Consider the following 14483-nt stretch of genomic DNA (forward strand, 5'->3'; position numbering starts at 1 on the left):
AAACTGTGTGCCGGCCGGCGAGTTGGGGGTTCGATGAGCAACGGGTGGATCCTGCCCGAGGATGTGCTGCGGGATGCGCCGTCGTACGCGCCAAGGCCCGCTGAGCTGGCCGATCTGGAGTTGTTGCTGACCGGGGCGTACGCGCCGCTGAGCGGTTTCATGACCCGGGCGGACCTGGCCTCGCTGGGCCGGCGTGGCCGGCTCGCCGACGGCACCCCGTGGCCGGTGCCGGTGACGCTCCAGGTGCCGGCGGCGCTCGCCGACGGGCTGGAGCTGGCCGACCCGGCGCGTCGGGCGCTGGTGCTCACCGACGGCGAGGGCGCCCCGGTGGCGGCCATGGACGTGAGCGACGTCTGGCCGGCCCGCGAGGGCACGGTCGGCGTGGGCGGCGCGGTACGCCGGCTCGGCGACGGCGGCCACGGGCCGTTCCAGCGGTTGCGACGCGGCCCGGACGAGGTGCGCGGGCTGCTGCCGCCGGGCCGGGTGCTCGGCGTCTTCGCCGACCGGGCGCTGCACCGCCCGCAGCTGGCCCAGATCGCGCACGCGGCCCGGACGCTCGGCGCGCACCTGCTGGTGCTCATCCCGGTGGGCGAGGAGTCCAGCGGTGGCCTGCCGGCCGAGGCGCTGGTGCGCAGCGTGTTCGCGGCCCGCGACCGGATGCCGCCGGCGACGCTGGTGGCGGTGCCGCTGGCGCGGCGCAGCGACGAGATCAGCGACGCGTTGCTGCGGGCGCGGGTCGCCGCCGCGTACGGCGTGACCCATCTGCTCTCCACCGAGGGCATGCTCTCCGGCGCCGGCCTGCGGGTGCTGGTGCCGCGCGAGTTGGCGTACGACAACCGGGACGGGCAGTGGCGCTGGCGGGAGGACATCCCACCGCGCAACCGCCGGTTGGCGCTCGGCCAGCACGAGATCGACGACCTGCTGGACCGGGGTTTCCCGCTGCCCGAGTGGCACACCCCGCCCGCGGTGGCGCGGGAGCTGGCCCGGGCCCGCCCACCCCGGCGGCACCGCGGTCTGGTGATCTTCCTGACCGGCCTCTCCGGCTCGGGCAAGTCGACGATCGCCCGGAGTCTCGCCGACGTGCTCCGGGAGCAGGGTGATCGGACGATCACGCTGCTCGACGGCGACGTGGTGCGGCGGGAACTCTCCGCCGGGCTGGGCTTCAGCAAGGCCGACCGGGACCTGAACGTGCGCCGGATCGGCTGGGTGGCCGCCGAGATCGCCCGGCACCGGGGGGTCGGCATCTGCTGCCCGATCGCGCCGTACGCGGCGGCCCGGTCGACCGCCCGGGAGATGGCCCAGGCGGCCGGCGCGGGTTTCCTGCTGGTGCACGTGGCGACGCCGCTGGCGGTCTGTGAGCAGCGCGACCGCAAGGGTCTCTACGCCCGGGCCCGGGCCGGCCTGCTCACCGGCATGACCGGCATCGACGACCCGTACGAGGAGCCCACCGACGCCGATCTGGTGGTGGACACCTCGGACCTGACCGTCGAGGAGGCGGTCCAGCGGGTGCTGGAGCACCTCACCGAGACCGGCTGGGTGGAGCCACGCATGCAGCCGGCCTGACCGGCACGGATCCGCCGACCGCCGCCGTTCCGTCCCGGGACGGCGGCGGTGTCGCGTGCGCCCCCGCCGACCGGTAGTGTTCGTCTTTGTTGGAACACGTTCGACCGCGTTCGCGGTGGGGAAGCTCGGGAGGTGACCGGCGATGCTCGCGCGACAGCGGCAGACCGCCATCCTGGAGCGGGTCCGCGCCGCCGGCGGCGTCCGGGTCACCGAGCTGGCCGCCGAGTTCGGCGTGTCGGACATGACCATCCGGCGGGACCTGGAAACGCTGCACGACCAGGGTCTGCTCGCCAAGGTGCACGGCGGGGCGACGCTGGCCGGGTCCGGCTCGACCGACGAGCCCGGCTTCCGGGCCAAGTCGGTCCGCCAGGCCGCGGAGAAGGCGGCCATCGCCGACCACGCCGCGCGGCTGGTCCGCCCCGGCGCCGCGATCGCGCTCTCCGCCGGCACCACCACCGCCGCGCTGGCCCGCCGGCTGGTGGACGTGCCCGGCCTGACGGTGGTCACCAACTCACTGCCGGTGGCCGAGATCCTGCACGTCGGTGGCCGGCCGGACCAGACCGTGGTGCTCACCGGCGGGGTCCGCACCCCGTCGGACGCGTTGGTCGGCCCGCTGGCCGTGGCCGCGATCGCCGCGCTCCACCTGGACCTGCTCTTCCTCGGTGTGCACGGGATCAGCGAGCGGGCCGGGTTCACCACGCCCAACCTGATGGAGGCGGACACGAACCGCGCGCTGGTGGCCGCCGCCGACGGGCTGGTGGTGCTCGCCGACCACACCAAGTGGGGCACGGTCGGCATCTCGTCGATCGTCGGCCTCGACGCGGCGGACGTGCTGGTCACCGACGACCGGTTGACACCCGACGCGCGAGGGGTACTCGAGGACCGGGTGGGTGAGCTGGTGACCGTGCCCGCGACGGAGGGAGCGGAGTGAAGCGTACGCAGATCGAGCTGGCCGACGGCCGGGAGCTGATCTACTTCGACGAGCGGGACGACGCGGTGCGGGACCAGCCGGACCGGCGGGACCTGCCCCCGCCGCCGCCCGCCTCGCAACTGCGGTACGACCCGCTGACCGACGAGTGGGTGGCGGTGGCGGTGCACCGGCAGACCCGCACGTTCCTGCCCCCGGCCGACCAGTGCCCGCTGTGCCCGTCGCGCGGCGACCGGCACAGCGAGATCCCGGCGCCGGACTACGACGTGGTGGTCTTCGAGAACCGGTTCCCGTCGCTGAGCCAGCGGGTGGCCGAGGAGCCGGCCGAGATCACGCCGTTCACGCCGGTGCGCCCCGGGCTCGGCCGGTGCGAGGTGGTCTGCTTCACCGACGACCACAACGCCTCGTTCGCCCGCCTCTCCCCCGGCCGGGTGCGGACCGTGCTGGACGCGCTCGCCGACCGCACCACCGCGCTGAGCGCGCTGCCCGGCGTCGAGCAGGTGTTCCCGTTCGAGAACCGGGGCGTGGAGATCGGGGTGACGCTGCACCACCCGCACGGCCAGATCTACGCGTACCCGTTCGTCACGCCGCGGACCCGGAGCATGCTGGCCGCCGCCCGCCGGCACGCCGAGCGCACCGGCGGCAACCTCTACGCCGACGTGCTGGCCGCCGAGCGCGCCGCCGGCGACCGGGTGGTGACCAGCAACGAGCACTGGACCGCGTACGTGCCGGCGGCGGCCCGCTGGCCGTTCGAGGTGCACGTGGCCCCGCACCGGCCGGTGCCGGACATCCCGGCGCTCGACGACGCCGAGCGGGACGCCTTCGGCCCGCTCTATCTGGACCTGCTGCGCCGCTTCGACGGGCTGTTCGACCTGCCGATGCCGTACATCGCGGCGTGGCACCAGGCGCCGGTGCGCGTCGACCGGGAGCTGGGGCATCTGCACCTACAGCTGTTCACCGTCCGCCGGGCGAAGGACAAGCTGAAGTACCTGGCCGGTTCGGAGTCCGGCATGGGCGTCTTCATCAACGACATCGCCCCCGAGCGGGCCGCCGAACTCCTGCGCGCCGCGTGAAAGGCGGGGCCCCTTCTTAACGCCTCCGGTAGAGGTCGGCTCCCCTGTTGGCACCCTCCGGGCGTCCGCGCCCCGGAACAGGGCGCGGGGGCCCGGTGACCGGGCCCCCGCTGGGAAGGGACGGGTGGACGGGACTGGCATCGCGTCCACCCGGTGCAACGAGTCCGGCCGGGCCCGGGTGACGCCCCACGGCGTGGACACCGCACGGATACGACGGAGCACGGACGCGACACCGCACGGACACGACGGAGCCCGCCGGTGCGTACCGGCGGGCTCCGTCGTGATCGGCGAGAGGGCTCAGGCCGCGAGCTTGCGGGCCAGGTTCTCGTCGAGCGCGTTCATGAACTCGTCGGTGGTCAGCCACGGGGCGTCCCGCGAGATGAGCAGCGCGAGGTCCTTGGTCATCTGGCCGCCCTCGACGGTCTCCACGATGACCTGCTCCAGCGTGTTGGCGAACTCGGTGACCGCCGGGGTGCCGTCCAGCTTGCCCCGGTGGGCCAGGCCCCGGGTCCAGGCGTAGATCGAGGCGATCGGGTTGGTCGAGGTCTTCTCGCCCTTCTGGTACTGCCGGTAGTGCCGGGTGACCGTGCCGTGGGCGGCCTCGGCCTCGACGGTACGGCCGTCCGGGGAGAGCAGCACCGAGGTCATCAGGCCGAGCGAGCCGAAGCCCTGCGCCACGGTGTCGGACTGCACGTCACCGTCGTAGTTCTTGCAGGCCCAGACGTACCCGCCCTCCCACTTGAGCGCGGCGGCGACCATGTCGTCGATCAGCCGGTGCTCGTAGGTCAGGCCGGCGGCGTCGAACTCGGCCTTGAACTCGGCCTCGAACACCTCGGCGAAGATGTCCTTGAACCGGCCGTCGTACGCCTTGAGGATGGTGTTCTTGGTCGACATGTAGACCGGGTAGTTGCGGTCCAGGCCGTACCGGAACGAGGCGCGGGCGAAGTCCCGGATCGACTCGTCGAAGTTGTACATGCCCATGGCGATGCCGCCGCCGGGGAAGTTGGCGACCTCCATCTCCATCGGCGCGCCGCCGTCGGCCGGGGCGTACGTGATGGTGACCTTGCCGGGGCCGGGGACGACGAAGTCGGTGGCCTTGTACTGGTCGCCGTGCGCGTGCCGGCCGATGATGATCGGCTTGGTCCAGCCCGGGACGAGCCGCGGCACGTTCGACATGATGATCGGCTCGCGGAACACCACGCCGCCGAGGATGTTGCGGATGGTGCCGTTCGGCGACCGCCACATCTTCTTCAGGCCGAACTCCTCCACCCGGGCCTCGTCCGGGGTGATGGTGGCGCACTTGACGCCGACGCCGTGCTCCTTGATGGCGTTGGCGGCGTCGACGGTGACCTGGTCGTCGGTCTCGTCGCGGTACTGGATCGACAGGTCGTAGTAGTGCAGGTCGACGTCGAGGTACGGCAGGATCAGCTGCTCCCGGATCTGCTTCCAGATGATCCGGGTCATCTCGTCGCCGTCGATCTCCACGACCGGGTTGTTTACCTTGATCTTCGCCATCGGCCGGCGCTCCTCTCGGGGGACACGTGCTCAAGCAGTACGAGCGTACTGGAAACCGTCGGAGGTGACCCAGCCGGCCTCGCGGTGACATCCTTCCCGCATGCCGCTGACGCACACGCTCGGGTCCATCACGATCACCTCGCTGCTCGACGGAGCGGGCCCCTTCTTCATGCCGCGCGAGGAGGCGTTCCCCGACGCCACCGAAGCGAACTGGCGCGAGGCGGACCGGCGGGACCCGGACGCGGTCGGGCCGGACGGCGGCTGGTGGCTGCCGTTCCGCGCGTTCGCGCTGCGTACCGGTGACGGGCCGGTCACCCTGGTCGACGCCGGCATCGGCCCGGCGGACGCGCCGGCGGCGAGCTGGGCGCCGGTGCCCGGCCGGCTGCCGGCCGAGCTGGCCGACGCCGGCATCGACCCGGCGGACGTCCGCACGGTCGTCCTCACCCACCTGCACAGCGACCACGTGGGCTGGGCCGGGCCGCTCTTCCCGAACGCGGACCACCTGGTGCAGCGCGCCGAGCTGGACGCGCTGGAGCTGTTCCACCCGGAACTGCCGGCCCGGCTGCTCGGGCCGTTGCGCGCCGACGGCCGGCTGCGGGTGCTCGACGGCGACACCGACCTCACCCCGGGGGTACGCGTGCTGAGCACGCCCGGCCACACCCCCGGGCACCAGTCCGTGCTGGTGGAGTCCGGCGACGACCGCCTCCTGGTCACCGGCGACCTGCTGGTGCACGCGATCCAGTTGATCGACCCGGCACTGTGCTACGTCCACGAGGAGGACCGGGCCGGGGCCGGCCGGACCCGCGAGCGCGTCCTGTCGAACCTCTCCCCGCTGCTCCTGGCCACCCCCCACCTGGGCGCCCCCTTCACCCCCCACCCTCGCGTGGGCTGACCGGGGGTGGGACGCGCGAGGGGCGGCCGGCGGAAGCCGGCCGCCCCTCGCGGCGGGTGGTGCTCAGGTCACATGGAGGCGACGTCGCCCTGCTTGGCACGGACGGCCTCGGCGGCCTCCTTCAGCGCGGCCAGCTCGTCGGCGTCCAGCTCGGTCTCCACGACCCGCTTGACGCCCTCGGCGCCGATCTCGGCCTCGACGCCCAGGTAGACGCCGGAGATGCCGTACTCGCCGTCGACCCAGGCGCAGACCGGCATCACGTCGCCGGAGTCCTCGGCCACGGCCTTCGCCATCCGGGCCGCGGCGGCGGACGGCGCGTAGTAGGCCGATCCGGTCTTGAGCAGCGCGACCACCTCGGCGCCGCCGTTGCGGGTCTTGACGACCAGCTCCTCGATCTGCTCGGCCGGCATGACGTCGCGCAGCGGCTTGCCGTTCACGGTGCTCTTCGACGGCACCGGGACCATGGTGTCGCCGTGCGAGCCGAGCGTCAGGGTCCGGACCGACTTCACCGGCACGCTCAGCGCCTCGGCGACGAAGTTGGTGAACCGGGCGGTGTCGAGCATGCCGGCCTGGCCGAGCACCCGGTTCTTGGGGAACTGGGTGGCGATCTGGGCCAGCGCGGTCATCTCGTCGAGCGGGTTCGACACCACGATGACGACGGCGTTCGGGGCGTACTTGGCGACGTTCTCGGAGACCTGCCGGACGATCTTGGCGTTCGTCTCCAGCAGGTCCATCCGGCTCATGCCCGGCTTGCGGGCCAGGCCGGCGGTGATGACGACGACGTCCGAGCCCTCGATGGCCTCGTAGCCCTCGCCGTTCGGGCCGGTGGTGACGCCGACGAGCTTGGTCTCGAAGCCCTCGACCGCCCGCGACTGGTTGAGGTCGAGGGCGAGGCCCGCCGGCTTGCCCTCCACGATGTCGGTGATCACGACGGTCTCGAAGATGTCGTACTCGGCCAGGCGCTGTGCGGTGGTGGAGCCGTAGAAGCCGGCCCCGACGACAGTGACCTTCTTACCCATGGTCGTCCCACTCCCTGATACCAGTCGGTTTTCCGGACCGTATCAGCCATCCTGGCACCGATCGGGCGAGGGGCGGACGGTTATGACCTGTCTGGGTGGTCAGCGGTCCCGCTCGGCGCGTTCGACCACGTTGGTGAGCAGCATCGCCCGGGTCATCGGGCCGACGCCGCCGGGCATCGGCACCATCTTGCCGGCCACCTCGGCCACCTCGGGGTCGATGTCGCCGGTGTAGCGCCCCTTGCCGTCGTCGCCGATCACCCGGGTGATGCCGACGTCCACCACCGTCGCGCCGGGGGTGATCATGTCGGCGGTGAGCAGCCCCGGCACGCCGGCGGCGACGATGACGATGTCGGCGGCGCGGGTGTGGCCGGCGAGGTCCAGGGTGCCGGTGTGGCAGAGCGTGACGGTGGCGTTCTCGCTGCGCCGGGTGAGCAGCAGGCCGAGCGGGCGGCCGACCGTGTTGCCCCGACCGACCACCGCGACGTTCGCGCCGCGCAGCGGCACGTCGTGCCGGCGCAGCAGCTCGACGATGCCGCGCGGGGTGCAGGGCAGCGGGGCGTCGTAGCCGAGCACGAGTCGGCCCAGGTTGACCGGGTGCAGGCCGTCGGCGTCCTTGTCCGGGTCGATCGACTCCAGCGCCCGCTGGGTGTCCAGGTGGGCCGGGAGCGGGAGCTGGACGATGTAGCCGTGGCAGGCCGGGTCCGCGTTCAGCTCGGCCAGTGCCGCGTCGAGCTGTTCCTGGGTGGCGTCGGCCGGCAGCGTGACGCGCAGTGAGGCGATGCCGACCTCGGCGCAGTCGCGGTGCTTGCCGTTGACGTACGCCTGGGAGCCGGGGTCCTCCCCGACCAGGACCGTGCCGAGCCCGGGGGTGATGCCGCGCTCGGCGAGCGCCTTCACCCGCGCTCGCAGCTCGTCCTTGATCTCCGCCGCGGTGGCCTTGCCGTCCAGGATCGTCGCCGTCACGCCGTGATCGTCTCACGTTCCCCGGCGAGCCGGACGACGACGGGCACCGATCACGCTCCGCAACGTGGTTTCCGTCACTGAGAGTGGTCGTCCGGGCCACGAAACGGGACTCGACGGCACGTTCCGTTACCAGCTCGCAACGCATCCGTTGTTGATCCGCCGCAGCGCGACCTACCGTTACGACTCGTTGCGCAGCGTCACCCAGCGTCGGGCCGACCGCGCAGCGTGAGGAGATGAGGAGACTCCATGCGTGTTCGTAGGCTCGCGGCCTGGGCCGCTCTGCCGCTCGCGGTGACCCTGGGCCTGACGGCCTGCGGCTCCGGCGGCGGAGGCGGCGGCGCAAGCGACCCCGACGCGGCCGTGCGGATCGAGATCGCCGAGCCGCAGCACCTGGTGCCGACCAACACCAACGAGACGAGTGGCTCGCAGGTGCTGTCGGCGCTGTTCAGCCCGCTCGTCGACTACGACGAGGCGAACAAGCCGCACGAGGTGGCGGCCGAGTCGGTGACGTCCTCGGACAACAAGGTCTGGACGATCAAGCTGAAGCCCGGCTACACGTTCCACAACGGCGAGAAGGTCACCGCCGACAACTACCTCGACGCCTGGAACTACGGCGCGTACGCGCCGAACGGCCAGAACTCCAGCTACTTCTTCGAGAAGATCGCCGGCTACGAGGACCTCCAGGGCGAGAAGCCGAAGGCGGAGACGCTCAGCGGCCTGACGAAGGTCGACGACCTGACGTTCACCGTGACGCTCACCGAGCCGTACGTGGACTTCAGGACCATGCTCGGCTACACCGCGTTCTACCCGCTGCCCAAGGCGGCGTTCTCCGCGCCGGGCGTGCTGGCCGAGGGGTACGAGCAGGCGCCGATCGGTCAGGGCCCGTTCAAGATGAAGGGCTCCTGGCAGCACGACGCCAAGGTCGAGGTGGAGCGCTACGACGCGTTCCCGGGCCAGCAGCCCAAGGTCGGCGGCGTCGAGTTCCGGATCTACCAGCAGCCGACCGCCGCGTACGCGGACGTGCTGTCGGACAACCTCGACGTGATCAAGACGATCCCGACCGAGAACCTGTCGACCGCCGCCACCGACCTCGGCGACCGGTTCCAGCAGAGCCCGGCCTCGTCGCTCCAGGTGCTGGCGTTCCCGACGTTCCAGAAGGAGTTCAGCAAGCCCGAGGTGCGCAAGGCCATCTCGATGGCGATCGACCGGGACGAGATCACCAAGTCGATCTTCAAGGACTCGCAGCAGCCGGCCCGCTCGTTCGTCTCGCCGGTGGTCGCCGGCTACCGGGAGAACACCATCGGCACCGCCGGCGCGTTCGACCCGGCCAAGGCCAAGGCGATGTACGAGGCCGCGGGCGGCCCGAAGAAGATCGAGCTGTCCTACAACGGCGACGGCGGCCACAAGGACTGGATCGACGCCACCTGCAACCAGCTCAAGGCCAACCTGGGCGTGGAGTGCGTGGGCAACGCCGAGCCGAAGTTCGCCGACCTGCTGACCAAGCTCAAGCAGAAGCAGTCGGTGGGCCTGTTCCGGATGGGCTGGGTGATGGACTACCCGTCCATGGAGAACTACCTGGGCCCGCTGTACAGCACCAACGGCTCGTCGAACTACTACGGCTACTCGAACCCGGAGTTCGACAAGCTGCTCGCCGAGGGCGCCCGCGCGGCGAGCGCGGACGAGGCGGTCAAGAAGTACCAGGCGGCGGAGGACCTGCTCGCGCAGGACCTGCCGGTGATCCCGCTGCGGTACGGGCAGAACAACTTCGGCCACTCCACCAAGGTCAAGAACGTCCACGTGGACCTCTTCGACCGGGTGGACCTGCTGAAGATCGAACGCGCCTGACCCACCCCCGACAAGGCCGGGCCACCCCCACCGGGTGGCCCGGCCTTGGCATTGGCCCGCATTTGCCCCATCTTCGGCAGACTCGCAGGCATGTTCCGGTTCATCCTGCGGCGACTGCTCCAGATGGTCCTCGCGTTCTTCGGGACCACGCTGATCGTCTACGCGTTGATGTTCGCCGGCCAGGGCGACCCGATCCAGGCGCTCGCCGGGGAACGGCCGGTCACCGCCGCCCAACGCGCCTACCTGACCGAGAAGTACCACCTGGACGCGACCGGCGTCGGCGGCTTCTTCTACCGCTACCTGAACTATCTCGGCGGCCTGCTCCGCGGTGACCTCGGCCAGTCGCTCACCGGCCGGCAGATCGGCGACATCCTGGCCGCCGCCTGGCCGGTCACCGTGAAACTGGCGCTGATCGCGCTGGCCGTGACCGTAATCTTCGGGGTCACCGCCGGCGTCATCGCGGCCATCCGCCGCTCCGGCGTCTTCGACCACGCCACGCTGGTGCTCACGCTGCTGGTGCTCGGCATCCCCACCATCGTGCTGGCCCCGCTGGCGCAGTACTTCCTCGGCGTACGCTGGCCGATCTTCCCGCCCACCGCCGGCGCCCAGCCCTCGTTCCGGGCGCTGCTGCTGCCCGGCATCGTGCTCGGCTCGCTGTCGCTGGCCACCGCGCTGCGGCTGACCCGCACCTCGGTGACCGAGAACCTGCGCGCCGACTACGTGCGCACCGCCCGGTCGAAGGGCCTGGTGCGCCGCCGGATCGTCGGCGTGCACGTGCTGCGCAACTCGCTCATCCCGGTGGTCACGTTCCTCGGCGTCGAGCTGGGCAACCTGATGAGCGGCGCGATCATCACCGAGGGCGTGTTCAACATTCCCGGCGTCGGCTTCAACCTGTTCCGCGGCATCCGCACCGAGGACGGCCCGCTGGTGGTGGGCATCGTCAGCGTCCTCGTCGTGGTCTACCTGCTGTCCAACCTGGTGGTGGACGTGCTCTACGCCGTACTCGACCCGAGGATCAGATATGAGTGACTTCGAGACGGTGGCGGCGACGGAGGACCAGTCGGCGCGGCGCGGCGTCTCCGGCGAGCCCGGCACCCCGGACCGGGCCGGCCGGCCCGGCAGGTCCCGCAGCCTGGCCGGGGACGCCTGGCGGGACCTGCGCCGCAACCCGGTGTTCTGGCTCAGCCTGCTGCTGGTCCTGCTGGTCGCCGCGATGGCCGTCGCCCCCGGGCTGTTCACCGCCAACGACCCGCGCGACTGCGTGCTCTCCCGGCAGCACGCCGGACCGTCCGGCGGGGCCATCTTCGGGTACGACTTCCAGGGCTGCGACACGTTCGCCCGAGCGGTCTACGGCGCTCGGGCCTCGCTGCTGGTGGGCGCGTTCTCCGCGGTGATCACCGGGGTGATCGCGCTGGTCGTCGGCATGCTCGCCGGCTTCTTCGGCGGGTGGGTCGACGCGGTGCTCTCCCGGGTGATTGACATCGTGCTCGGCATCCCGCTGCTGCTGGCCGCGATCGTGCTGCTCAAGCGCGTGAGCACCAGCGGCGAGACGGTACGCCTGTTCGCGGTCATCCTGGTGCTGGCGCTGCTCGGCTGGACCACCGCGGCCCGCGTGGTGCGCTCCTCGGTGATCACCGCCCGCGAGCAGGACTACGTGGCCGCGGCCCGGATGCTCGGCGCCGGCGACGGCCGGATCATGTGGCGGCACATCCTGCCGAACGCGCTCGCGCCGGCCATCGTGGTGCTCACCATCGCGCTCGGGTCGTTCATCGCGGCCGAGGCGACGCTGAGCTTCCTCGGCATCGGGCTGAAGGCGCCGACCATCTCCTGGGGCATCGACATCGACGCCGGCCGGGTGCACATGCGCGAGTCGGCCACGCCGCTGATCGTGCCGTCGGTCTTCCTCGCGTTGACCGTGCTCGCGTTCATCATGCTCGGCGACGCGGTCCGCGACGCCTTCGACCCGAAGCTGCGGTGAGTTCCCCATGACCGAGTCCGCGATCCGGCCCACGCCGGCCTCCCCCACCCCGCCCGAGGGGCACCTGCTGGAGGTGCGGGACCTGCACGTCGAGTTCCGCACCCGGGAGGGCGTGGCCCGGGTGATCAACGGGGTGACGTACCACCTGGACGCCGGCGAGACGCTTGCCGTGCTCGGCGAGTCGGGCTCCGGCAAGTCGGTCACCGCCCAGGCGATCATGGGCATCCTGGACACCCCGCCCGCGTACGTGCGGGGCGGTCAGATCCGCTACCGGGGGCGGGACCTGCTCACCCGGTCGGAGGAGGAACGCCGGCAGGTCCGGGGCACGGAGATCGCGATGATCTTCCAGGACGCGCTGTCCGCGCTGAACCCGGTCTTCCCGGTCGGCTGGCAGATCGGCGAGTCGCTGCGGCAGCGGGCCGGACTGTCCCGCGCCGACGCGCGCCGGCGCACGGTCGAGCTGATGGACCTGGTCCGCATCCCGGCCGCGGCGAGCCGGCTCGGCGACTACCCGCACCAGTTCTCCGGCGGGATGCGGCAACGCGTCATGATCGCCATGGCGCTGGCGCTGGACCCGAAGGTGCTGATCGCCGACGAGCCCACCACCGCGCTCGACGTCACCGTGCAGGCGCAGATCATGGACCTCCTGGCCGACCTGCGCCGGGACCTCGGCATGGCGCTCATCCTGATCACCCACGACCTCGGCGTGGTCGCCGGCGTGGCGGACCGGATCGCGGTCATGTACGCCGGCCGGATCATCGAGCACGCCGACGTGCGTTCGCTGTACCGGGCGCCGGCCCACCCGTACACCAAGGGGTTGCTGGAGTCGATCCCCCGGCTCGACGTGCGCGGGCAGGCGCTGTCGACCATTCCGGGGCTGCCGCCGAACCTGATGCGGATCCCGCCCGGCTGCCCGTTCCACCCCCGCTGCCCGTACGCGCAGCAGGTCTGTGTCGACGAGGTGCCGCACGACCTGGTGCTCGGCGACGGCCGGACCAGCGCGTGCCACTTCGCGCAGGAGGTCCACGATGACCGCGCCCGCTAGCCCGGCCAAGGTCCGCGGCGAGACCGTCCTCGCCGTCGACGAGCTGGTCAAGCACTTCCCGATCACCCAGGGCGTGCTGTTCAAACGGCAGATCGGCGCGGTGCGGGCGGTCGACGGGGTGAGCTTCGAGCTGCGCCGGGGCGAGACGCTCGGCGTGGTCGGCGAGTCCGGCTGCGGCAAGTCCACGCTGGCCCGGCTGCTGATGCGGCTGGAGACGCCGACCGCCGGCCGGGCCACGCTGGAGGGGCGGGACCTGTTCCGGGCGTCCGGCGGGGAGCTGCGGCGGCTGCGGCGGAACATGCAGATGGTGATGCAGGACCCGTACACCTCGTTGAACCCGCGGATGACGGTCGGCGACATCGTCGGCGAGCCGTTCGCGATCCACCCGGACGCCGCGCCGAAGGGCAGCCGGCGGCAGCGGGTGCAGGAGCTGCTGGACGTGGTCGGGCTCAACCCGGAGCACGTGAACCGCTACCCGCACCAGTTCTCCGGCGGCCAGCGGCAGCGCATCGGCATCGCCCGCGCGCTCGCGCTGCGCCCGGAGATCATCGTCTGCGACGAGCCGGTGTCGGCGCTTGACGTCTCCATCCAGGCCCAGGTGATCAACCTGTTGGCGCAGCTCCAGGACGAGTTCGGGTTGTCGTACATCTTCATCGCGCACGACCTGTCCGTGGTCCGGCACATCTGCGACCGGGTGGCGGTGATGTACCTGGGCCGGATCGTGGAGATCGGCACCGAGGAGCAGATCTACCAGCGCGCCACCCACCCGTACACCCAGGCGTTGCTCTCGGCGGTGCCGGTGCCCGACCCGGAGGCCCGCGACCGCCGGACGATCATCCGGCTCAGCGGCGACGTGCCCAGCCCGGCCGACCCGCCGTCGGGCTGCCGGTTCCGCACCCGGTGCTGGAAGGCGGAGGAGGTCTGCGCCGTCCAGGACCCGCAGACCGTGCCCCGCGCCGCGGACCCGCACCCCAGCGCCTGCCACTTCGCCGAGGTGCGCCCGGACGTCTGAGGCCCCGTCCCCCGGAGGAAGGAGGGGCGGGGCCGCAGCGGGACGTGGACGGGGTGCGTGAGGTGCGCCCCCGTGGGCGACGGCAGCGCGCGGTGGAACCGCCGGGTCGACGCGGCAGGCTCCGGCGCGACTCAGGCGGTGGGCGGCGCCCGCGCGGCCAGCGCGCCACGCGGCGGCAGCGACAGGGCCGGCGGCCGGCGGCCCGGCGTGAGCCGCGCCGACATGACCGGGCCGGCGACGCTCGGGGGCGCGGTCGGGAGCGGTTCGTCCGGTCCGTCGCCGTAGGCGAGGCCGCCGCGCCGCTCACCCCACCACCCGCCGGACAGCTCCGCGCACCGCCGTTGCGGGTACGCGCCGAGCGACACGACCGGCCCGGCCCGGCACCCCGAGGCGGGTACGACGGCAGCCGGCCCGACGGCGTTCCCGCCGACGACGGACGGGGCGAAGGTGTCCGCGCCGACGACGGAGAGGCCGGCGGTGGGCGGGCCGAGGGTGTGCGCGCCGACTGCGGACGGGCCGACTGCGGGCAGGGCGGCGGCGTGCGGGCCGGCGGCGGAGCCGAGCGCGGCCAGGACGAACGCCAGCGTGACGACGACGGCGGTCAACCGGTCGCGCACGCGCATGGCACACCTGCCGGGGCTCACGGACAG

General features: G+C 72.3%; 13 protein-coding genes. 9 read left to right on the forward strand and 4 right to left on the reverse strand.

What is annotated here, in order from left to right; translation table 11 throughout:
- Window positions 1-33 precede the first annotated feature (33 nt).
- From cysC to galT, 3 genes are all read left to right on the forward strand, one after another.
- Complete coding sequence (gene cysC / locus TPA0908_RS13630; RefSeq protein WP_281937939.1) at window positions 34-1563, forward strand: adenylyl-sulfate kinase; 1530 nt, start codon at window positions 34-36, stop codon at window positions 1561-1563.
- A 142-nt stretch (window positions 1564-1705) separates the two neighbouring features.
- A complete protein-coding gene (locus TPA0908_RS13635) occupies window positions 1706-2494 on the forward strand; it encodes a DeoR/GlpR family DNA-binding transcription regulator (RefSeq protein ID WP_281937940.1) in 789 nt (262 codons plus the stop codon).
- A complete protein-coding gene (galT, locus tag TPA0908_RS13640; protein ID WP_281937942.1) occupies window positions 2491-3564 on the forward strand; it encodes a galactose-1-phosphate uridylyltransferase in 1074 nt (357 codons plus the stop codon). The genes TPA0908_RS13635 and galT overlap by 4 nt, the downstream gene beginning before the upstream one ends.
- A 297-nt stretch (window positions 3565-3861) precedes the next feature.
- Here galT and TPA0908_RS13645 read toward each other — a convergent pair whose 3' ends face one another.
- The gene (locus TPA0908_RS13645) at window positions 3862-5079 is read right to left on the reverse strand and encodes an NADP-dependent isocitrate dehydrogenase (protein ID WP_107158977.1); all 1218 of its coding nucleotides are present in this window, start codon (window positions 5077-5079) and stop codon (window positions 3862-3864) included.
- A 100-nt stretch (window positions 5080-5179) separates the two neighbouring features.
- Between TPA0908_RS13645 and TPA0908_RS13650 the strand changes: the two genes are divergently transcribed.
- Window positions 5180-5971, forward strand: coding sequence for an MBL fold metallo-hydrolase (locus tag TPA0908_RS13650; protein WP_281937945.1), 792 nt, complete (start codon window positions 5180-5182; stop codon window positions 5969-5971).
- A gap of 68 nt (window positions 5972-6039) precedes the next feature.
- Here TPA0908_RS13650 and TPA0908_RS13655 read toward each other — a convergent pair whose 3' ends face one another.
- Window positions 6040-6990, reverse strand: coding sequence for a malate dehydrogenase (locus TPA0908_RS13655; protein ID WP_281937947.1), 951 nt, complete (start codon window positions 6988-6990; stop codon window positions 6040-6042).
- Window positions 6991-7089: 99 nt separating this feature from the next.
- On the reverse strand, window positions 7090-7953 hold the full coding sequence (locus tag TPA0908_RS13660; protein WP_281937948.1) for a bifunctional methylenetetrahydrofolate dehydrogenase/methenyltetrahydrofolate cyclohydrolase: 864 nt from the start codon (window positions 7951-7953) through the stop codon (window positions 7090-7092).
- A gap of 246 nt (window positions 7954-8199) precedes the next feature.
- Between TPA0908_RS13660 and TPA0908_RS13665 the strand changes: the two genes are divergently transcribed.
- The 5 genes from TPA0908_RS13665 (at window position 8200) to TPA0908_RS13685 (ending at window position 13833) form a co-directional block, all read left to right on the forward strand.
- Window positions 8200-9798, forward strand: a complete 1599-nt coding sequence (locus tag TPA0908_RS13665) for a peptide ABC transporter substrate-binding protein (protein ID WP_281937949.1) — start codon at window positions 8200-8202, stop codon at window positions 9796-9798.
- Window positions 9799-9888: 90 nt separating this feature from the next.
- Complete coding sequence (locus TPA0908_RS13670; RefSeq protein ID WP_281937951.1) at window positions 9889-10827, forward strand: ABC transporter permease; 939 nt, start codon at window positions 9889-9891, stop codon at window positions 10825-10827.
- Window positions 10820-11776, forward strand: a complete 957-nt coding sequence (locus TPA0908_RS13675; RefSeq protein WP_107158965.1) for an ABC transporter permease — start codon at window positions 10820-10822, stop codon at window positions 11774-11776. Before TPA0908_RS13670 ends, TPA0908_RS13675 begins: the two co-directional genes overlap by 8 nt.
- Before the next feature lie 7 nt (window positions 11777-11783).
- Window positions 11784-12821, forward strand: coding sequence for an ABC transporter ATP-binding protein (locus tag TPA0908_RS13680; protein ID WP_281937952.1), 1038 nt, complete (start codon window positions 11784-11786; stop codon window positions 12819-12821).
- A complete protein-coding gene (locus TPA0908_RS13685; protein ID WP_281937953.1) occupies window positions 12805-13833 on the forward strand; it encodes an ABC transporter ATP-binding protein in 1029 nt (342 codons plus the stop codon). The genes TPA0908_RS13680 and TPA0908_RS13685 overlap by 17 nt, the downstream gene beginning before the upstream one ends.
- A gap of 131 nt (window positions 13834-13964) precedes the next feature.
- On the opposite strand, the gene TPA0908_RS13690 is transcribed toward TPA0908_RS13685, so the two are convergent.
- Complete coding sequence (locus TPA0908_RS13690; protein ID WP_281937954.1) at window positions 13965-14456, reverse strand: hypothetical protein; 492 nt, start codon at window positions 14454-14456, stop codon at window positions 13965-13967.
- Window positions 14457-14483 lie beyond the last annotated feature (27 nt).

The organism is Micromonospora sp. AKA38, from assembly GCF_027925725.1.
Lineage (GTDB): Bacteria > Actinomycetota > Actinomycetes > Mycobacteriales > Micromonosporaceae > Micromonospora.

Coding starts and splice junctions, on each gene's coding strand:
- cysC (WP_281937939.1), top strand. CDS start 34: ATGAGCAACGGGTGGATCCTGCCCGAGGATGTGCTGCGGGATGCGCCG.
- TPA0908_RS13635 (WP_281937940.1), top strand. CDS start 1,706: ATGCTCGCGCGACAGCGGCAGACCGCCATCCTGGAGCGGGTCCGCGCC.
- TPA0908_RS13645 (WP_107158977.1), bottom strand. CDS start 5,079: ATGGCGAAGATCAAGGTAAACAACCCGGTCGTGGAGATCGACGGCGAC.
- TPA0908_RS13650 (WP_281937945.1), top strand. CDS start 5,180: ATGCCGCTGACGCACACGCTCGGGTCCATCACGATCACCTCGCTGCTC.
- TPA0908_RS13655 (WP_281937947.1), bottom strand. CDS start 6,990: ATGGGTAAGAAGGTCACTGTCGTCGGGGCCGGCTTCTACGGCTCCACC.
- TPA0908_RS13665 (WP_281937949.1), top strand. CDS start 8,200: ATGCGTGTTCGTAGGCTCGCGGCCTGGGCCGCTCTGCCGCTCGCGGTG.
- TPA0908_RS13670 (WP_281937951.1), top strand. CDS start 9,889: ATGTTCCGGTTCATCCTGCGGCGACTGCTCCAGATGGTCCTCGCGTTC.
- TPA0908_RS13675 (WP_107158965.1), top strand. CDS start 10,820: ATGAGTGACTTCGAGACGGTGGCGGCGACGGAGGACCAGTCGGCGCGG.
- TPA0908_RS13680 (WP_281937952.1), top strand. CDS start 11,784: ATGACCGAGTCCGCGATCCGGCCCACGCCGGCCTCCCCCACCCCGCCC.
- TPA0908_RS13685 (WP_281937953.1), top strand. CDS start 12,805: ATGACCGCGCCCGCTAGCCCGGCCAAGGTCCGCGGCGAGACCGTCCTC.
- TPA0908_RS13690 (WP_281937954.1), bottom strand. CDS start 14,456: ATGCGCGTGCGCGACCGGTTGACCGCCGTCGTCGTCACGCTGGCGTTC.